Below are 18,065 nucleotides of genomic sequence, written 5' to 3' on the forward strand. Positions count from 1 at the left end.
TGTTCTTCAGCATTTCTGAACCTGTTAAGACGTTGCGTCCTTAATAGATTCAATTATAGGGTCGATTGATTTTCGTATCTGGATCCCGTTGATCATCTGGCTGTTGAGGCTGATTGAATTCAAAATCGACTGCCGCCAGTCCGATCGTGAATTGGAGTTTGTCCGGCGGACTGGATTCAGCCGCCGATGCGGACCATGGGTTGGCCGATGTGGGAGGGACGGGATTGGGGTTTCCAGGCCAGGACCTGGCGCAGGACCGCGGGCCAGTCCCCGTCCGCCAGTCCGCGCAGGCAAATTCCCTCTTCCCGCATCAGGCAGGCCCGCAACACGCCGGCGGCGGAGAGCCGCAGTCGGGAGCAGGCGGCACAGAAGGGTCTCGTTTCGGAGGCGATGAAGCCCAATCGGCCGCCATCGGCTGTGCGATACTCCAGGGCGGTGGCGTCGGCCGGAGCACGCCGGCGCCTCAGCCGGAAGCCCTCGCGCCGCAGCAGGGAAAGGGTTTCCGCCGCCGACACGAAGTAGCGGCGGTTGGTTGCCTGGTCCGGCCCGATGCGCATCAGTTCCAGGAAGCGCACGGCGACGCCGCGCTCCTCGGCGAAACGGACGAGGGCGGGCGCCTCGTGGTCGTTGAGGCCGCGGAAGAGGACGACGTTGAGCTTGGTCTCCAGGCCCAGGGCGATGGCTTGGTCCAAGGTGCGCAGGACCAGGGCGTGGTCCGGCGAACCGGAGATCCGGGCGAAGGTGGCGGCGTCCAGGCTGTCCAGGCTGAGATTGAGGTTGCCCAATCCGGCGGCCTGCAGCTCGGGCAGGAGGGGCGCCAGGAGGACGCCGTTGCTGGTGATGCCCAGCCGGCGCAGCGGGAGCCGGCCCAACCGCGCCACGATCTCCCGCAATTCCGGCCGCAAGGTGGGCTCGCCCCCGGTCAGGCGCACCTGGTCGATGCCCAGGGCCGCCAGGCGCGCCACGATCCCCTCCAGCTCATCGGGAGGGAGCCAGGCGAAGGGCGGCGCGACAGGCAGGTCCTCCTTCATGCAATGGAAGCAACGGAGGTTGCAGCTCTCGGTGAGGGAGACGCGCAGTTTGCGCAGACGCCGTCCGTGGGAGTCCACCAGCCGGTTCATGACGCGCTCCACGGCCGGAAGGGAACCAGCTCGCCCGCCTCCCAACGCCCTCCCTCCTCCTCCAGGCAGAGAAAGCCCCGGCTGGCAGCCAGGGTGGACAGGTCGCCCGAACCGCCCCCGGGCAGGGGGTGCGCCAGCGATGGTCCGTCCGCTGATGAATCCAGCGTGGCCGCCAGGAAGAGCGCCAGGGGCCGGCCCCAGGGCAGGGTGTCCGCCAGCCGGACCGTGGCGACCCGATCGGGACGACCCTCCTTGAGCCGAAGCAAGGGCAGCAGATAGCGGTGCAGGCCGATCACGGCCGTGACCGGGTTGCCGGGCAGGGCCGTCACCAGTTGTCCATCGGGACCCAGGGCCGCCAGCAGGGGCCGTCCCGGTCGTTGGCGCACGCCGTGGAAGAGGATGCGGCAGCCCAACTCCGCCAGGAGTCCGGGCACATGGTCGCAGCGCCCCATGGAGACGCCGCCGCTCAGGACCAGGACCTCATGTCTCGCCAGCAGGTCCCTGATGGTGCCGCCCAGCCGGTCGCGCTCGTCACCGCAGCGTCCGCTCCAGGCGGGGAGATGGCCGTCCAGTTGCAGGCCGGCGCACAGGGCCGTGACGTTTGAGACGCGGATCTGGTGCGGGGCCGGCTGCTCGCCCACATCCACCAGTTCACTGCCCGTGGCCAGCACGGCGATGCGCGGCCGTCGCCTCACCCAAAGCGAGGCGGCGCCCACCGAGGCGGCCACCGCCAGGGCCGGTCCGTGCAGGAAGGCGCCGGGGCCCAGGAGCAGGGCGCCGGCCTGGGCGTCGCTGCCGGCGGTGTGGATGTTCTGCCCCGGCCGCGGCCGCGCTCCCGCCCGCAACCGGATGCCGTCTGCCACCTGCTCCAGCTCCTCCACCGGGATGACCGTGTCCGCACCCGACGGCAGCACGGCGCCCGTCATCACCTCGATCGCATCGCCGCGATCGCCCAGTGTGAGGGGCGGGTCGCCGGCGGCCTGGATGCCGGCCGCGTGGAAAACACAGTCTCCCTTGTCCAGGGAGACGCCCATGATGGCGATGCCGTCCATGGCCACGCGATGAAAAGGGGGAAAACTGCGGTCGGCGCGCAGGTCCTGGGCCAGGATCCGTCCCGCCGCATGCTCCAGCGCGACCTCTTCCACGCCCCAGTCCAGCGGCAGCTCCGCCAGGCGTTGCCAGGCTTGGGCCATGGGGATGGGGGCGTCGCGCAAAGTCATCCGGTCTCGCCTGCTTGGGTGCCTGGCCAGGAGTCTTTCGACCTGGTCGCTGCGGATGATAGTGCTTGCTGACTGGATGGGGAACACCGGGTTGGTCGGACCACCGCGTCGATTGGCCGGCCGTCCTCAGCCTTGTGCGCAGCCGGCATGGCATCCCCAACGGATCGCAGCGCCAGCCGACGCCGGATCGGGGGCAGCCCCCTCTCCCCGCGAAGGTCAAGTTGCCCTGGCCCGGCGCTGGACCTGTGGAGGCCTCCGCCCGATCAGGCCAAAGGGGCGCCCGCTTCCATCCAGGCGCTCCGCTCCTCGTCGCTGAGCAGGTAGCGCTCCTGCCAGCGTTCCGGACTGTGCCGGCTGATCGCCGCCACCAGCCGGCTCCGTGTGGCGGGACTCATGGCCATGCCCAGAAGCCGCTGCACCAGGGCGCGGCTGAAGTCTCCGGCCTGGCCCAGGGCGAGCAGGCCCATCTCCCGCCGGTCGGGCGCACCCAGCCACTCCTCCACCTGCGCCTGCACGGCGGCGTGGCCGCCCAGCCAGTCGAGCAGGGCCGCGCCGGCGGGACTGTCCGGCCGGGCGGCGCCTTCGGCGAACAACTCAAGAGCCAGCTGCGGTCCGGGAACGGGCCGTCCGTCCGCAGGCAGGGCGGCCAGGAGCGAGATGAGGCGCGTCCGGGCCTCCCCCGCCGCGCCCTGGCGCAGCAGGTCAAGGGCGGCGGCGCCGTTCAGCTCGCCACGCGCCAGCAGGCGGGAGCGCGCTTCGTCACCCCAGCGCGGATCGGCGGCCAGGGCGCTGAGCACGTCCCGCATGTCACCGTCCAGGCCGGCGAAGGGATCCTCCGGCAGCGCGGCGCGGGCGGGATCCTGAAAGGCCGCCGCCAGCAGGCGCCGACGCGTGGCCGGGTCCAGGTGGCGCCGCCAGGCCGCCGCCTCGGGGGGAGGGAGCAGGTCCTCATGGAATACGCCGGCCTGCAGCAGGGGCAGGGCGGCGGTGGCGGGGATTTCCTCCGCCGGCACTTGCAGCAGCCAACGCCGTTCCCCCGTCCCCTTCCACCAGCGCAACACCCGCTCGCGCCGCCCCTCGGCCGGCAACTGGAGCGGATCCAGCAGCCAGTCGGCATGGTCCCGCACCACCCGTGCGACAAGGGACTCCTCCCCCTTGGGCGGCACTCCGGCCAACAGCAGGGCCGCCTCGCGCGGATGCTTGAGCGGACCGGCCAACAGGCGTCGCGCCGCCCGTCCGGCCAGGGGGGCGATGGCCAGCGCCGCCAGCAGGAGCGTGCGGGGCAGGGGGAAGGTCTCCTCCTCCAACAGCTGCTGCTTGAGCCTGACGCTGGTGGTGGGTCCGAAGACCTGACGGATCCGCTCCGGTTCGCGGGCCACGGCCCGCATCACCCACTGCAGGCCCTCCGGCGAGAGGCCGCGCCCTTCGTCCAGGGCCAGCACCTGCTCCAGATTCGGCCTGAAGTTGAAGACGGTGTCCACGCCGTTCAGGCGGCCGCCTCCGCCGGCGGCCCGCTTCAGCCCATACTCCAGGATCTGTCCGGGATTGGCCTGCCAGGGGCTGCGCAGGCGCACCTGCACTTCACGTCCCAGGGGGCGGAAATCGGCCACCCAGGCCACGGCGTCCGGTTGGATGCGCCGCACCAGGCCGAAGGAACGACGCTCGGGCTCCACGACCGGCCTGGCACCTTCCCTCCCCCGCGGCCCGGGACGCCTGTTGTCCGCCCCGCCTTCGCCAAGCGGCGGGGCTTCCTCCGCCGCAACCGGCTCCCCGTCAATTCCGATCCCGGCCGGCTCCTCCCCCTCCTCCCCGGGCGCGGCATCGCCGCCGGCATCCTGCGGCGTGTCGTCGCCGGCCAACAGGGCTTCTGTTTGGGCGGAATCGGGCAGGGCCTCACCCTCCGGGAGGGGGTCCAGGATCGGCTCGTCAGACATGGCATCCTCGCGTTGCTGGGCCTCGTGTGGGATCAATATGGCAAGTGGCCTCCTTCCCCCTGCCAGGGGGAAGGCCGGGATGGGGGTTCGCCTCAAGACCCTCTTTTTGGCCTCGTCGCGCGTCACCACGTTGGGTCTTGCGGCGCAAGCGCCGCGCCACCTTGCCACCTTTCGTCTCGTGAGAAGAAAGGTGGCGCCAAAGAAGCGCTCTCCAAGACACTCAGGGCCTAACTAGGCGGCCTCACGGCCACCGTCGAACAGAGGGCCCTATCACCTGATGCGAGTGCCATGGCACTTGGTTCAGCCTTCGGCTTCACCATCAAACGGTCCAAACGTCCTAGGCGAAGCGACCTCTCGCAGTCTGATTCCCTGATTTCGGCCTCGTCGCGCGTCGCGACTGACCGCCGCAGCGAAGCGAAGGCGGGAAGTATGCGCGCGCAGAGGCCGAAGAGATGGAGACCAGGAGGTGCCGATACGCGCGACCCCGCGCGTGTCACATACACCGCCGGGCAGGGTCTGCCAGCCTTTTCTTTGCCCCGCTTTCTTTTCGAGAAAAGAAAGCGGGAATCACCGCGCTTCAGCGCGGACAGGCCCGCCCCGCCGCTGCATTGCTACTTTCCCCTCCGACGCCACCGGGTCCCCCGGCGCGGCGGCCAGGCCAGGCGACCACTTGCGGAAGGCGGCGAGCCACATGGACCTTTCCCTCATCCAGCGCGCCGGCTGCGTCGGCATGGGCGGCGCCGGATTCCCCGCCCACGTCAAGCTGCAGGCCCGGGTCGACACCCTGCTCATCAACGCCGCCGAGTGCGAACCCCTGCTGCGCAAGGACAACATGGTCATGCAGCACTTCGCCGAGGGCGTGGCCCAGGGCACGCGCCTGGCGGCGGAGGCCACCGGCGCCGGGCGGGTCATCGTGGGGATCAAGGGCAAGAACAAGGCCTCGATCGAGGCCATGCGCGCCACCAGCCTGGGTCCGGCCGGCAGCGGCCTTTACGAGCTGGGCATCCTGGGGGATTTCTACCCCGCCGGCGACGAGGTGACCCTCGTCTACGAGCTGACCGGCCGCGTCGTCCCCCCCGCCGGCCTGCCCCTCGATGTGGGCGTGGTGGTGCTCAACAACGAGACGGCCCTCACCCTCCACGAGGCGGCCCAGGGCCGGCCCGTCACCCACTCCTTCCTCACCGTCTCCGGCGAGGTGCGCCGGCCCATGACCGTGCGCGCCCCGGTGGGCACGCCCTTCCGCGACCTGATCGAGGCGGCGGGCGGCACGCGGCTGAAGGACTGGGTCATCCTCGACGGCGGACCGATGATGGGCCGCATCGTGGAGGATCCGTCCACGCCGGTGGTGAAGACGACCAGCGGCGTCATCGTCCTGCCCCGCGACCATCCCTATGTGGGGCAGGAGCTGCGCAGCCGCGAGGCCAAGTACCGCATCGGAAAGTCCGTGTGCGACCAGTGCAGCCTCTGCACCCAGCTCTGCCCGCGCTACCTGCTGGGCCACCCGCTGGAGCCTCACCAGGCCATGCGCCAGCAGTTCGTGGTGGACTTCCCCGCCCACAGCCGCTGGGGCCAGATCTGCTGCGAGTGCGGCATCTGCACGCTTTTCGCCTGTCCGGAGGGTCTCTTCCCCCGCGAGGCCTGCCAGGACTCCAAGCGCAGCCTGGCCGCCCTGGGCGAGCGCTTCAACGGCCCCAAGACCGTCACGCCGCACCCCATGTACGAGCACCGGCGCCTCCCCACCAAGAAGCTGCTCGCCCGCCTGGGCCTGACGCGCTTCGAGCACGACGCGCCCTGGACGGACTGGCCCGGCTCGGCCAGCCCGCTGCGCCTGCTCATGCGCCAGCACATCGGCGTCCCGGCCGAAACCCTCGTGCGCGAGGGCGACACGGTGGCCGCCGGCCAGCTGGTGGCGGCGCCGCCCGAAGGCAAGTTGGGCGCCCCCGTCCACACGCCCCGCGCCGGCCGCGTGGCCAGCGTCACCCAAGCGGAGATCGTCGTCCAATGATGCGCAACCAGCCCAGCCAGTTCACGCCGGAGCGCCCCACCAGCGCCGTGGGCATCATCGAGTTCAGCAGCATCGCGCGCGGCATCGAGGCGGCCGATCACATGCTGAAGACGGCGGAGATCCGCCTGCTTGTGTCACGGACCATCTGCCCGGGCAAGCACATGAGCCTGATCGCCGGCGACACGGCGGCGGTGCGCAGCGCCATCGACGCCGCCGAGGTGCTGGGCGAGCGGGAGGTGGTGGACACCTTCGTCATTCCCAACCTCCATCCCGACGTCATCCCGGCGGTGGAGGGCACCGTCATGTACGGCGCCATGGAGGCGCTGGGCATCATCGAGAGCTTCTCGGTGGCCAGCCTGATCGAGGCCGCCGACCAGGCCGCCAAGACAGCCCAGGTCAAGCTGCTGGAGATCCGTCTGGCCATGGCCATCGGCGGCAAGGCCTTCGTCACGCTGACTGGGGAGGTGGCGGCGGTGCGCGCCGCGGTGGAGGCGGGCGCGGCCAAAGTGAGCGCCAAGGGCCTGCTCGTGAACAAGGTGGTGATCGCCAATCCGCGGCCGGAAGTGATGCGCGACCTGATTTGATCCATGCCCGGTTTGATTCGCCAATCCGCCCACGGAGGTGATGCGGGACCTGATCTGATTTATTGAGTTTTTCCCCATCCGCACCAACGGATGACCACGGTGCGACCTCGTGCAGTGAGTTGGAGTGCATCATGGCCCTCTCCCACAGCGACTTGCGGAAGGCGTTGGAGCTTCTGGACCAGTACCAAAAGGCAGTGGCCCAAGCCGGACCCGACACGGATCCCATCTTATTGGAAGCGGCCCGAGCCGGCGTGGTGCAGCATTTCGAGATCGCGTACGAATCCAGTTGGAAGCTCATCCAGCGCTGGCTGCAAGAGAACGGCAAGCGGGAACAGGCGGAAACACCCCGTTCCCGCGCGGACTTGTTCCGGGAAGCTGCCCGTTCGGGATTGATTGACAACCCCTTGCAGTGGATCGACTACGCCAAGGCGCGCAATCTCACGTCGCACACCTACGATAAGCGGGACGCCCAGGTGGCCTTCGATCTTGCCGAGCCGTTTGTGAAGGACGCCACGCGCCTGTTGGATAACCTGGCCGCCCGTCATGATTGACCTGCCCATTGAGCAGCTTGAGGAGGTGCGCCGCATCCTCAAATTTGTCGTGCCCGGGTACAAGGCCCTGGTGTTCGGGTCGCGGGTTAGCGGCAAGGCGGAGCGCTTCTCAGACTTGGATCTGGTGGTCGTGGGGCCGGAACGGCTTGACTTCCGCCTCCTGGAACGCCTGCGCAACACCTTCTCCATCAGCGACCTGCCCATCACCGTGGACGTGTCGGACTGGCACCGACTCTCCCCAGAGTTTCGCTCCCTGGTCGAGGCTCAATGCGAGGAGTTGCCGTTGGACTGAGGTGCGCGCCGCGGTGGAGGCGGGGGCGGCCAAGGTCTCGGCCAAGGGCCTGCTCGTGAACAAAGTGGTGATCGCCAATCCGCGGCCGGAAGTGATGCGCGACCTGATCTGGGATTTCTGTTGGCTGGATGTCCTTTGTTGTTGTGGATGTAGATTGCAGTGTGACACAATTCACATCGGTTACAAGCAAGCCGGCCATGGGGTGGGACCATGACACGATCGACCTGGCCTTATCCTGGCTCCCGCTGGTGGAAGATTGATCTCCATACGCACACTCCAGCCTCACTGGACACCGCCGCCTGGCAGGCCGCTGTTGGAACAACAAATGAAATCACTCCGGAGAAGTGGCTGATTCGCTGGATGTTGGCAGGGCTCGATGCTGTCGCAATCACTGATCACAACACAGGCGCTTGGATCGACCCGCTGAAGTCAGCCTACTCCGCGATGAAAGCGTCGGCCGACGCAGGATCGCCGCCCGACGGCTTCCGCGAGCTGACGCTCTTTCCCGGTGTCGAGATCAGCGTGCAGGGTGGCTGGCACCTGCTGGCGATCTTCGGTCCCGAAGCGACGACGGAGACGGTCACGCGCCTGCTGGGTCTTGTGGACTATGGCGGACAGTCCGGGGACAGCGATGGCGTGACTCGCACCGGAGCAGCGGAAGTCGTGCGTGCCGTGCACGAGGCCCGTGGGCTGGCAATTCCCGCCCATGCGGATCAGGGCAAGGGGCTTCTGCAATGCGAGCCTGGCACTCGCAGCTCACGGCTCGATCCTAACACGATCCGCGCCGTACTCGCCGAGAGTGACCTGCTGGCAATGGAGTGGGTCGATCCCGATCTACAAGCGCCGGCGTTATACGATGAGGGAGGTCATCGACACGCCCGTGTGCTGGGCAGTGACAGCCACAGCTTCCAGGGCAGCGCCGTGCCAGGCTCGCGCTTCACCTGGTTCAAGGCGGGAGCGCTCACGCTCGAAGGGCTGCGCCTTGCCCTGTTGGACGGCGATGGCGTGTCGGTTCGGCGCAGCGACGAGGAGCGCTTCGAAGCCTACCGCACACCGGGCCACTTCCTCAAGCGGCTGGAGATCCACGAGGCACGCGTGATGGGCCGTGGAGCCGCACAGGTGCTCGACTTCTCGCCCTACTGCAACGCGCTCATCGGCGGTCGCGGCACGGGCAAGTCGACAGTGGTGCATGCGCTGAGGCTGGCGCTCCATCGGGATGGCGAAGTGCTCGATGGCCTGAGCGAGGAGTCCTCGCCCCATCGCGACTTCCGGCGCTTCAAGCAGACCGCGCAGGGACGCAGTGGCGAGGGCGCGCTGCGCGATGATACCGAGATTCGGCTGGTCTACTCCCGCGATGGCCTCGATCACCGTCTGACCTACATGGCCGCCGATCACTCGGTGCGGATCGAAGACTTCGACGAAGCCACTGGCGACTGGCGCCTCGCGGGCAGTCAAGCCTTTGCCGCCGGCCGCTTTCCGGTGCGTCTGTTCTCGCAGGGGCAGATCGCCGCCATGGCCAGCGACGGCCGCCAGGCCCTGCTGACCGTGATCGACGAGGCTGAACCCAAGCTGCCCGCGCTCAAGCAGGGCTTCGAGGAGGCCAAGCGCAGCTACCTGGCCCTGCGCGCTCAGCAGCGGGAGCTGCAGGGGCGCCTGGCCGAAACGCCCGAACTCGAGCGCCGGCGGGACGAGCTGCAGCGCAAGCTGGCCGCTTTCGAACAGTCCCATCATGCCGAAGTGCTGATGGCCTTCCAGCAAGCCCAGCGCCAAGGGCGGGAGATCGAGGGTCTGCTGGAAGCCCTGAGCGATTATGCCCGGAGAATCGACGGACTCGATCAGGCACTGCTGCTGGATGACTGGCCGGAGGGCGTCTTCGATGCCACGACCGACGCGGACGCCTTGGCCTGGCGCGGCGAGGCGCAGGGTTCCCTCGACGAGACCAGACGCACGCTCCAGAGAGCGCGCGAAACGCTCCGCACCGCGATCGTAAATTTGCAACGCGACGAGCGCCTCGAAGCCTGGCGCGCCAGAGCGGGGGCCGCGGGCCAGGCCTATGAGGCCTTGAAGATGGCCTTGGCCGCTCAAGGCGTGGAAGACCCACAGGAATTCGGCCGGCTGGTGCAGGAACGCCAGCAGCTGGATGTGCAGCACAGGCAGTTCCAGGATCTAGAGCAGCGCCTCGAAGACCTGCGTAAGAAAATGGAAACTCAATGGACCCTGGTTCTTGACCGACGCGCGCAGATTTCTACCCAGCGCGAGGCCTTTCTCTCGACGAAGCTCGCGGCTAACGAATTTGTCCGCATGGAAGTTGTTCGATTCGGTTACGATGAGCGCATGCTTGAGAAGAGCCTGCGCGACCTGCTCGACGCATCGTCGCACTTCGCTTCCGACATCTGGAACGGGCAGGCAGGAAGGTCCGGTGCCGGACTGGTCTCCATACTCGCGCAAGGCACCGACCGTGATGCAGCGCTCGCCGACATCAAGCAGCGCTTGATTGGAGTCGATGCTGGCTTCGGCGGCCACTTCCACAATCATCTGCAAAAGAAGCTGAGCAGCCAGCCAGAATTCGCAGATCGGATCCAATGCTGGTTTCCCGAAGACGACCTGAAGATCGAGTACAGTCGGGGTGGGGGCGCTGGGTTTTCGCCCATCGGACAAGGCTCGGCCGGCCAGCGCGCGGCGGCTCTGCTGGCCTTTCTGCTGTCCTTTGGCGTGGAGCCGCTGATCCTGGACCAGCCCGAAGACGACCTCGACAATCAGATGATCTACGATCTCGTCGTGAGACAGATTCGCGAGAACAAGCTCAGGCGCCAGCTGCTGACTGTCACGCACAATCCCAACATCGTGGTCAACGGCGATGCGGAACTCGTGCTCGCCTTCGAGTACAGCCGCGGACAGTGCCTTGTCAGGCGGGACCACTCGGGCTCGCTTCAGAACACCTCTGTGCGGAAGACAGTCTGCGATGTGATGGAAGGCGGACATGAGGCCTTCGCCCGACGCTGGGCGAGACTGGGACGGGAGATATGACATGCGTCTGACAAAATCCGAGCTGCTCGAGAAGGTCCGTCTCGGCGAAGACTCGTACTTCGAGCTGAAAGAGGTGCGGTTTGCCGGCTCGAGGATCACGGGGCCCGACCAGAAGCCGCTGGCTGACGAACTCGCCGCCTTCGCGAATCTCCAAGGGGGCGTGCTCCTGCTGGGCGCGGACGACAAGACCCGGGAAGTCGTGGGCATTCCGCTGGACAAGCTCGACGCGGTCGAAGACTTGCTTCGTCAGGCGTGCCACGATTCCATCACGCCCCCCCTCAATGCGCTGATCGAGCGCACGACGCTGCCCGACAGCGCCGGTCGGGATCAACCTGTGATCGTGGTCGAGATTCTCCGCAGCCTGTTCGTCCACCAGAGCCCCTCTGGCTACCTGTGGCGGGCGGGCAGCAGCAAGCGGCCGATCCCTCCTGACAATTTGGCCAGTCTGTTCCAGCAACGCAGTCAGACCCGGCTCATCCGCTTCGACGAGCAAGTGGTGGCCGGCGCGAGTCTCGAAGAGCTGGAGCCATCGCTCTGCGATCGCTTCGCCAGTGACCTTTCCCGGGACGAGCGCCCCGATCTGCTGAGAAAGCTGGCCATGGCGCGGGAAGACGATGACGGCGTGCTCAGGCCGACCGTGGCGGGCCTGCTGATGGGCAGCCGGGATTCCATCCGGCACCTGCCGAACGCGTTCATCCAAGCCGTCGCCTATCGTGGAACGAGCGTCGCCCAAGCGGGCTCCGCCTACCAGCTGGACGCGCGCGACATCACCGGCCCCTTGGACGAGCAGATTTTCGCCACCTGCGGGTTCGTGGACAAGAACATGAGCATAGGGGCGGTCAAGCGGAACGGGGGGCGGGAGGATCGACCCCAGTTCGATGCGCTGGCCGTCTTCGAAGCCGTGACCAATGCCGTCGCCCATCGGGATTATTCGATGGCGGGCAGCAAGATCCGACTGCGCCTGTTCGCGGACCGGCTGGAGATCTACTCCCCAGGTGCAATCCCCAACACGATGACGGTCGACAGTCTCCCCTATCGACAGGCGGCCCGCAATGAGGCACTGACCTCCTTGTTGGCCCGGTGTCCGGTGAGACCGCTCGGCGCTGGCGCCACCCAACCGCGCTCGCATATCATGGACAAGCGCGGCGAAGGAGTGCCGATTCTCTTGGCACGCAGCCAGGAGCTCTCAGGCCGCCGACCTGAATACCGAATGATCGACGATAGCGAGCTGCTATTGACGATTTTTGGTACTCCCACTGAGGATCCGCATACCTGATCATTTGCTCCCGTCCTCAGGCGGGTGTGATGGCCAACCTCTCCCGCAGCAGATCGGCGTAGGCGCGCGGCTCGGCGGGCAGGCCGAAGAGGCCCAGACCGCGCACCAGATGCTCCAGCTCGCCCTGCGCCGCCTGGGGATCCTCCCCCTCGCGCAGCACCAGCTCAAGCTCCACGTAGGTGCCCAGCCCGGCCACCGTGTCCAGGTGCAGGCGTGTGCGACCCAGGAGGACCACTTCGCGACCCTTGCGCACCAGCACGTCCAGCCCGTGCTCGCGGACGAGGCGCTCGTGCAGGGCGTCGGGATCGCCCACTTGCTCCAGCTCATAGGCGGAGAGGCGCGGCCCCCCCTCGTCGGCCCGCGTGTAGCGGATCAGCTCGGCGTGGTTGTGGGCCTGGCCGTCGGGCAGGTGGCGCGTCTCGCGGCGCAGCTTGAGCCGCTCCCCGCCGCCCACGGCGTAGAACTGGTCGTCTTGGCTGAGGCGGCCGTGCAGCTTGCCGCCCAGGGTCCCGGCGCGCCGCTTGATCTCGTCCAGGGCGCGGTGGGGGAACTTCAGCTCCAGGTTGCGCCCGCACTGCGGGGCGCTGGACAGATCCAGGGTGGGGGTGTCCATGGGGGCACTCCTCGTCGTTGGCCTTTTGCCTTTGTCGCCACGTGGCGGGAGGGCGGGCGCCTCCCGCTCCCCGCCATCCGGTCCCCGCCGCTCCTCCGTGTCGCCGCGCCGCGCCCGCTCGGCGGCGGCCACGGCCAAGCGGTCGCAGCGCTCGTTGTCGGCGTGGCCGGCGTGGCCCCGCACCCAGCGCCACTGGATGTCGTGCAGACCCGCCTGCTCCCAGAGGGCGCGCCACAGGTCCTCGTTCTTCACCGGGCCGCCCGTCGAGGTGCGCCAGCCCTTGCGCATCCAGCCGTGGATCCAGCTGGTGATGCCGTTCCGAAGGTACTGGCTGTCGGTGGTCAATTCCACGCGGCTGGGTTCTTCCAGGTCCTCGAGCGCGCGCAGGGCGGCCATCATCTCCATGCGGTTGTTGGTGGTGGCCGTCTCGCCGCCGGACAGCTCGCGCAGGCCCCGCGGGCCACGGATGAGGGCGGCCCAGCCCCCCGGCCCGGGGTTGCCCTGGCAGGCGCCATCGGTGACGATGACGACGGCGGGACGCTCAGCGGCGCTCATGCTCGACCTGCAGGAGGAATCCCTTGAGGTAGCCCGTCTCCGGCACCTGGGGCAGTTGGGGGTGGTCCTGGCCCTGTCCCAGCTGGGCCAGGATGCGCAGGCGGCAGGCGGCGCGTCGGGCGGCCAGGCGCAGCACCTCGCGGAAGGCGTCCACCCCCAGATGGTGGCTGCAGGAGCAGGTGGCGAGGAAGCCGCCCTCCTCCACCAGGGCCATCGCCTGGCGGTTGAGATCGATGTAGCCCTGGCGGCCCTCGGCGTAGTGGCGCTTCGATTTGACGAAGGCGGGCGGGTCGGCGATGACCAGCCGGTAGCGGCGTCCGCCGCGTTGCAGCTCGCGCAGGCCCTCCAGGACCGGGGCGTTGATGCGCTCGCCGGGCAGGGCGTCCAGGCCGTTCAAGGCCAGGTTGCGTGTCACGCGCTCGAGGGCGGCCTCGCTGCGGTCCAGGAAGTCCACGCGCGCGGCCCCGGCCCGCGCCGCCTGCAGGCCCCAGCCCCCGTGGTAGCAGCAGAGGTCGAGCACGGCGCCGCCCCGCCCCAATGCGGCGGCCCGGCTCCAGTTCTCCACCTGGTCGAGGAAGAGGCCGCCCTTCTGCACGGCGCGGAAATCCAGCTCCAGGCGCAGGCCATCCACCTCCACCGTCTGCCGCGCCTCCTCGCCCAGTTGGTCGGCGGAGCGCCTGTCCCAACCGTCCGCCACGGGCCGACACCAGTGGCGCTCGCGGGGCAGGCCCTCCAGTTCGCGGAAGGCGGAGGAGCCGTCGAAGATGAGGGCGCGCAGCGGCAGGAGCCTGCGCAGCGCGGCGGCCAGCTCCTCCCGCCGGGACTCCATGCCCTGGGTGAGGCACTGCGCCACCAGCACGGCGCCATCGCCCTCGCCGTAGCGGTCCACGATGAGGCCGGGCAGGTCGTCGGATTCGGCGTGGACCAGGCGGCAGGTGGCGCGGTCCAGGTGGGCGCGGCGGGCGATGGCCCGGGCCAGGCCTCCCTCGAACCAGTCCGTCCCGCCCGGCACGCCGCCGTCGCGGGTGAGGAGGCGCACGGCGATGAGGCTGCCCCGGCTCCAGAAACCCATCCCCAGTTCGCGGCCGCGATGGTCGGCCACGCGCACCAGCGCCCCCGCCGCCAGGCCGGCGGGGAGGGGGGCCAGCTCGTTGGAGAAGACCCAGGGGTGGCCGCCGCGCAGGCGGCGGTCCATGTCGCGCTTCAGCGCCAGGATGGGAGGCATGCCGCTCACTTGAGGTAGATCAGGCGGCGCGTGTCCACCGCCCCCTCCGATTCCAGGCGCGCCAGATAGATGCCGCTGGCCAGGGGGCCCGGACGGAAGACGGCGCGATGCTCCCCGGCGCGGCGGAAGGGCTCGTCGACGAGGACGGCCACCCGCTGTCCCGCCAGGTTGTAGACCTCCAGGCGCAGGGCGCCACTGCGCCGCAAGCGGAAGGGGATGACCGTCTCCGGGTTGAAGGGGTTGGGATGGATGCGCCCCAGCTCGGCGGCCTTGACGGCCGGACCGTCCCAGGGGTCGTTCGCCACCCCGCCGCCGGCCGGATCGACGCGCACGCTGTCGATCGCCCAGCCGGTGCCAAAACTGCCCTGGTAGTTGAAGGCGAGCTGGATCTCCCCCGCCTCGCCGGCCGGGGCCAGGCTGGCGGAAACGCGGCTCCAGTTGGGATGCCGGCCGCCGCAGGAGGGGTCCAGGGTGGAGTCGCCCAGGGCCAGCATCTCCTCCATGGCCAGCACCTGCTGCCAATCCTCGGCCACGCCGCCCGTGCGACGGCGGGCCAGCACCTGGCTGAGCAGGTCGAATCCGCTGTTGCCCATGCAGGAGGAGAAGGAGAGGAGCGCCCCCTCGTCGAAGCGCAGCCAGGGCGTGACGAGGGTGTCGTTCTGCGAGGCGCTCTCCTGGGCGTCGGAATTGATGAAGAGGAAGGAGCCGCTGCGCAGATCGTCGGGATCGAAAAAGGCGTTGCCCGGCTGGTAGCAGAAGGAGGCGCTGGCGCCCTGGGCGCTGCTGGTCCAGCCCAGGGAGCCGGCCGGGTGGCTTTCCTGCCAGCATTCAAGCCCGGCGAAGGTGGCGTCGAAGTCGGCCAGGAAGGGCACTTGGAAATCGCAGCTCTCCGCTTCGATGAGCGCCTCGATGAGCAGCGTGCCGGCGGGCAGGGCATGCCAGTCGTTCTCGAGCGGCGTCCAGCTCCAGGAGTGGAGCAGGCTGTCGGGCGGCGGACCGCCGGGGGGGTGGCTCTCCAGCAGCGGCGCCGGCGCCGCCGTGGCATGGGAGGGCAGGGAGTAGTCCAGCAGCAGCCAGGCCTGGCTGCCCTGGGACACCCCCTCCACCGGATTGGCGAAGCGGCCCGCCACGGGGCCGGGACAAGTGCCGTCCACCACGAGGCGCAGGCTGTCGGCCAGCTGCACCCAGCGGTTGTCCTCGCGGGCGGGGCGGCCCTGGGCATCCTGCACCAGGCGCAGCAGCAGCTCCCCGCCCCCGCGCGCCTCCAGCCGGACACCCGCCACCACGGCGCTGATCAGGTTGTGCTCGCTGCGCAGGCGGCCCAGGGGCACGCGCTGGGCCAGGACGGTGCCGGGCACCAGCGGGGCGCCCGGGCGCCAAGCCTGGTCCGCCCGGCCGCTGGCGCCCATCCAGTGCAGCTCCGGGTCGATGCGGGTGGGCAGGCTCTGCCCGCCCTCGTTGCCTGCGCCGTCGCGGGCGACGAGGCGCAGGTCCAGCATCGTCTCGCCCGCCTCGACCAGGGCGGCGGGCCGGAGCAGGGCGCCCCACTCCTCCCAGGCGGGGTCGGCCGCCCAGGGGCCCAGCCGGGCCAGGCCCCGCGACCACGTGCCATCCTGGCTTTCCACCCACACGCTGTCCACGCCGCTCTCGTCGCGCAGGCGCACGCGCAGCGGAAGATCCCCCAGCTGCAGGTTCCAGGCGGGCTCCGCCGCCGCCCGCAGGAGGGGCGGCTGCTGATCGCCCTCGGCCCAGCGTCCCAGGGCGCGCAGGGAGAGATCGCGGTCCAGGACCTGGAAGGCGTCGCCCAGCGCGGGCACGCGGATCCAGGAGCGGTTGCCGGCGTGGCAGTCGTCGTCGGCCGTGATCCAGGGCGGGCGGGCGGGGTTGTGGCTGGTGATCTCCATGCGCAGGCGCTCGCCGCCTTCCAGCGTGACGCTGCGGCGCAGCAGGATCTCCTCCGGCAGGCCGTGGCCATGGAGCACGAGGGTGGTGTCCAACAGCGCCGCATCGAAGCCGTCGCGCAGGGTGAGGCGCACCGTGTCGGCGTTGGCCGCCGGGCCGATGGAGCCCATCAGCAGCCCGTCCACCACGAAGCGGCGGGGAATCTCCACTTCGCTGCGGTAGGTGGCCTGGTTGCCGGGCAGGGCCGGCCAGTGCCAGGCCGGCAGGCCGTCGTCGCCCAGCTGCGCCAGGCTGTCCAGCGAGGAGTGCAAGGGAGTGCGCGCCGGTCCGGAGGAAGGCCCCGGCCAGGGCGAGGCGCAGGCATCGAGCGCGCCGCCCGCCGCCAGGGCGGTCCGGATCAGCAGCAGCGCCGCTCCCGCGGCGGTGATGGCGGCCATGCATCTCACCGGTAAAGGCGCTCCTTCTTCACATAGTCCCAGACCCCCGGCGGCAGCAGGTGCCGGCACCGCAGTCCGTGGGCGATGCGCTCCCGCAGCCAGGCGGCGGACAGCTCCATCCCCGGCCAAAGCAGCAGACGGTGTGGCACCGCGTCGGGCGGGGCGCTCCAGGACGGACGGTTGACCACCAACAGGCAGGCCAGGGCGAGGATGCGCTCCCAGCGATGCCAGTGACGGAACTGCGCCAGCTGGTCGCCGCCCACCAGCAGGAAGATCCCGTCCGACTCCGCGGCCAGCTCCTCCAGCGTGTCCACCGTGTAGCTGGGACCGGGCCGCCCGCCCTCCCGCTCGTCCACTTCGAAACCGGTTCCCGCCACGGCAATCCGCAGCATGGCCACGCGGTGCTCGAAGGAGGCCCCCGCTTCGCCGCGCAGCGGATTGCGTCGGGCCGGCACCAGCAGGAGGCGGCTGGCGCCGGTCTCCTCGCGCGCGAACTCGGCCAGGGCAAGGTGCCCGACGTGGACCGGGTCGAAGGTGCCGCCGTAGACGATGCAGCCGGGCACGGGATTTCCTAGTTGAGACCGGCCAGCAGACGGCGCACCTCGGCCACCCGCGCCCCGTCGGGCCAGGTCAGCAGGTACTCCTCCAGGCTGGCGCGGGAGTCGGCCGTCCGCTTCATCTTGACCTGACAGACCGCCTTGAGGTAGAGGGCCGTCTCCATGATGGCGGCCTGGTCGTACCAGGTCTCCAGGATGTCATCCAGGTAGATGAGCGCCGCCGGCCAGTACTCCATCTTCACATAGAGCTCGGCCGCCTTCAGGTCCTTGGTGGCCAGCTTGAGCCGGCAGGCGGAGATGCGCTCCTCCGCCAGGGGACGGTGCGGGCTGTCCGCGTAGTCGTCCAGCAGGGTCTGGTAGGCGTCGATGGCGCGCAGGGTGTAGGTCTGGTCCAGGGCGTAGCCCGGCGACAACTCGTACCAGCAGTCCGCCGTGCGGAGGCGGGCGTCGTCCACCAGGGGACTGGTGGGATAGCGGCGGATCAGCTCCTCGTAGAGGTCGGCCGCCAGCAGGTGCTCGCGCAGGCGGTACTGGCACTCCGCCTCCATGTAGCGGATGGAGTCCATCAGGCTGCTGCCCGCGTAGTCCAGGCTCATTTTGGAGAAGCGGTCGAGGGCGTCGGCATGGCGCCCCCGCTCGAATTGCCGCATGGCGCGCGCCATGGCCTGGTTCACGGGAATCAACTCCCGCGGCTTCTGGCTGCAGGCGGAGAGCAGCAGGATGCCAAGGAAGAGGAGAACGAGTTGGCGCGGCGCGCGAATCATGC

Annotated in this window: 15 protein-coding genes and 1 pseudogene; 7 read left to right on the forward strand and 9 right to left on the reverse strand. The window is 69.3% G+C overall.

Translation table 11 applies throughout. From position 1 onward, the window contains the following. Positions 1-176 precede the first annotated feature (176 nt). The 3 genes from Q8O14_14135 to Q8O14_14145 all read right to left on the reverse strand — a co-directional run bounded on the left by Q8O14_14135 (position 177) and on the right by Q8O14_14145 (position 4,275). Entirely contained in the window at positions 177-1,121 is a 945-nt protein-coding gene (locus Q8O14_14135; protein ID MDP2361866.1) for a radical SAM protein, read from the reverse strand. Further along, positions 1,118-2,341, reverse strand: coding sequence for a molybdopterin molybdotransferase MoeA (locus Q8O14_14140; protein ID MDP2361867.1), 1,224 nt, complete (start codon positions 2,339-2,341; stop codon positions 1,118-1,120). Before Q8O14_14140 ends, Q8O14_14135 begins: the two co-directional genes overlap by 4 nt. A 263-nt stretch (positions 2,342-2,604) precedes the next feature. Beyond that, on the reverse strand, positions 2,605-4,275 hold the full coding sequence (locus Q8O14_14145; protein MDP2361868.1) for a hypothetical protein: 1,671 nt from the start codon (positions 4,273-4,275) through the stop codon (positions 2,605-2,607). Between the two features lie 691 nt (positions 4,276-4,966). On the opposite strand from Q8O14_14145, the gene Q8O14_14150 reads away from it, so the two are divergent. The 7 genes from Q8O14_14150 to Q8O14_14180 all read left to right on the forward strand — a co-directional run bounded on the left by Q8O14_14150 (position 4,967) and on the right by Q8O14_14180 (position 12,010). Next, on the forward strand, positions 4,967-6,280 hold the full coding sequence (locus Q8O14_14150; GenBank protein MDP2361869.1) for an SLBB domain-containing protein: 1,314 nt from the start codon (positions 4,967-4,969) through the stop codon (positions 6,278-6,280). Further along, complete coding sequence (locus Q8O14_14155; GenBank protein ID MDP2361870.1) at positions 6,277-6,864, forward strand: BMC domain-containing protein; 588 nt, start codon at positions 6,277-6,279, stop codon at positions 6,862-6,864. The genes Q8O14_14150 and Q8O14_14155 overlap by 4 nt, the downstream gene beginning before the upstream one ends. 131 nt (positions 6,865-6,995) lie before the next feature. Next, positions 6,996-7,415 carry an HI0074 family nucleotidyltransferase substrate-binding subunit gene (locus Q8O14_14160; GenBank protein ID MDP2361871.1) on the forward strand — a complete coding sequence of 140 codons (420 nt, stop codon included), beginning with the start codon at positions 6,996-6,998 and terminating at the stop codon, positions 7,413-7,415. After that, a complete protein-coding gene (locus Q8O14_14165) occupies positions 7,408-7,707 on the forward strand; it encodes a nucleotidyltransferase domain-containing protein (protein ID MDP2361872.1) in 300 nt (99 codons plus the stop codon). The genes Q8O14_14160 and Q8O14_14165 overlap by 8 nt, the downstream gene beginning before the upstream one ends. A gap of 1 nt (position 7,708) precedes the next feature. Then, complete coding sequence (locus tag Q8O14_14170) at positions 7,709-7,921, forward strand: hypothetical protein (GenBank protein ID MDP2361873.1); 213 nt, start codon at positions 7,709-7,711, stop codon at positions 7,919-7,921. Further along, entirely contained in the window at positions 7,918-10,734 is a 2,817-nt protein-coding gene (locus Q8O14_14175) for an AAA family ATPase (protein ID MDP2361874.1), read from the forward strand. The genes Q8O14_14170 and Q8O14_14175 overlap by 4 nt, the downstream gene beginning before the upstream one ends. A 1-nt stretch (position 10,735) precedes the next feature. After that, on the forward strand, positions 10,736-12,010 hold the full coding sequence (locus tag Q8O14_14180) for an ATP-binding protein (GenBank protein ID MDP2361875.1): 1,275 nt from the start codon (positions 10,736-10,738) through the stop codon (positions 12,008-12,010). Positions 12,011-12,026: 16 nt separating this feature from the next. Here the strand turns inward: Q8O14_14180 and Q8O14_14185 are convergent, their stop codons facing one another. From Q8O14_14185 to bamD, 6 genes and pseudogenes are all read right to left on the reverse strand, one after another. After that, a complete protein-coding gene (locus tag Q8O14_14185) occupies positions 12,027-12,623 on the reverse strand; it encodes a class IV adenylate cyclase (GenBank protein ID MDP2361876.1) in 597 nt (198 codons plus the stop codon). 108 nt (positions 12,624-12,731) lie between these two features. Further along, positions 12,732-13,178, reverse strand: a pseudogene (rnhA, locus tag Q8O14_14190) (ribonuclease HI). Continuing rightward, the gene (locus tag Q8O14_14195; protein MDP2361877.1) at positions 13,165-14,403 is read right to left on the reverse strand and encodes a class I SAM-dependent rRNA methyltransferase; all 1,239 of its coding nucleotides are present in this window, start codon (positions 14,401-14,403) and stop codon (positions 13,165-13,167) included. The pseudogene rnhA and the gene Q8O14_14195 overlap by 14 nt, the downstream one beginning before the upstream one ends. 5 nt (positions 14,404-14,408) lie before the next feature. Next, the gene (locus tag Q8O14_14200) at positions 14,409-16,742 is read right to left on the reverse strand and encodes a choice-of-anchor J domain-containing protein (protein MDP2361878.1); all 2,334 of its coding nucleotides are present in this window, start codon (positions 16,740-16,742) and stop codon (positions 14,409-14,411) included. 5 nt (positions 16,743-16,747) lie between these two features. Continuing rightward, positions 16,748-17,305, reverse strand: coding sequence for a nicotinate (nicotinamide) nucleotide adenylyltransferase (gene nadD / locus Q8O14_14205; GenBank protein ID MDP2361879.1), 558 nt, complete (start codon positions 17,303-17,305; stop codon positions 16,748-16,750). Positions 17,306-17,313: 8 nt separating this feature from the next. Continuing rightward, positions 17,314-18,063, reverse strand: coding sequence for an outer membrane protein assembly factor BamD (bamD, locus tag Q8O14_14210; GenBank protein MDP2361880.1), 750 nt, complete (start codon positions 18,061-18,063; stop codon positions 17,314-17,316). Between the last annotated feature and the right edge of the window lie 2 nt (positions 18,064-18,065).

The sequence above is a fragment of the bacterium genome, from assembly GCA_030685015.1.
GTDB lineage: Bacteria > CAIWAD01 > CAIWAD01 > CAIWAD01 > CAIWAD01 > CAIWAD01.

Bases quoted from the DNA above. Each gene is read 5' to 3' on its own strand.
- Q8O14_14135 (MDP2361866.1), bottom strand. From the start codon at position 1,121: ATGAACCGGCTGGTGGACTCCCACGGACGGCGTCTGCGCAAACTGCGC.
- Q8O14_14140 (MDP2361867.1), bottom strand. From the start codon at position 2,341: ATGACTTTGCGCGACGCCCCCATCCCCATGGCCCAAGCCTGGCAACGC.
- Q8O14_14145 (MDP2361868.1), bottom strand. From the start codon at position 4,275: ATGTCTGACGAGCCGATCCTGGACCCCCTCCCGGAGGGTGAGGCCCTG.
- Q8O14_14150 (MDP2361869.1), top strand. From the start codon at position 4,967: ATGGACCTTTCCCTCATCCAGCGCGCCGGCTGCGTCGGCATGGGCGGC.
- Q8O14_14155 (MDP2361870.1), top strand. From the start codon at position 6,277: ATGATGCGCAACCAGCCCAGCCAGTTCACGCCGGAGCGCCCCACCAGC.
- Q8O14_14160 (MDP2361871.1), top strand. From the start codon at position 6,996: ATGGCCCTCTCCCACAGCGACTTGCGGAAGGCGTTGGAGCTTCTGGAC.
- Q8O14_14165 (MDP2361872.1), top strand. From the start codon at position 7,408: ATGATTGACCTGCCCATTGAGCAGCTTGAGGAGGTGCGCCGCATCCTC.
- Q8O14_14175 (MDP2361874.1), top strand. From the start codon at position 7,918: ATGACACGATCGACCTGGCCTTATCCTGGCTCCCGCTGGTGGAAGATT.
- Q8O14_14180 (MDP2361875.1), top strand. From the start codon at position 10,736: ATGCGTCTGACAAAATCCGAGCTGCTCGAGAAGGTCCGTCTCGGCGAA.
- Q8O14_14185 (MDP2361876.1), bottom strand. From the start codon at position 12,623: ATGGACACCCCCACCCTGGATCTGTCCAGCGCCCCGCAGTGCGGGCGC.
- Q8O14_14195 (MDP2361877.1), bottom strand. From the start codon at position 14,403: ATGCCTCCCATCCTGGCGCTGAAGCGCGACATGGACCGCCGCCTGCGC.
- Q8O14_14200 (MDP2361878.1), bottom strand. From the start codon at position 16,742: ATGGCCGCCATCACCGCCGCGGGAGCGGCGCTGCTGCTGATCCGGACC.
- bamD (MDP2361880.1), bottom strand. From the start codon at position 18,063: ATGATTCGCGCGCCGCGCCAACTCGTTCTCCTCTTCCTTGGCATCCTG.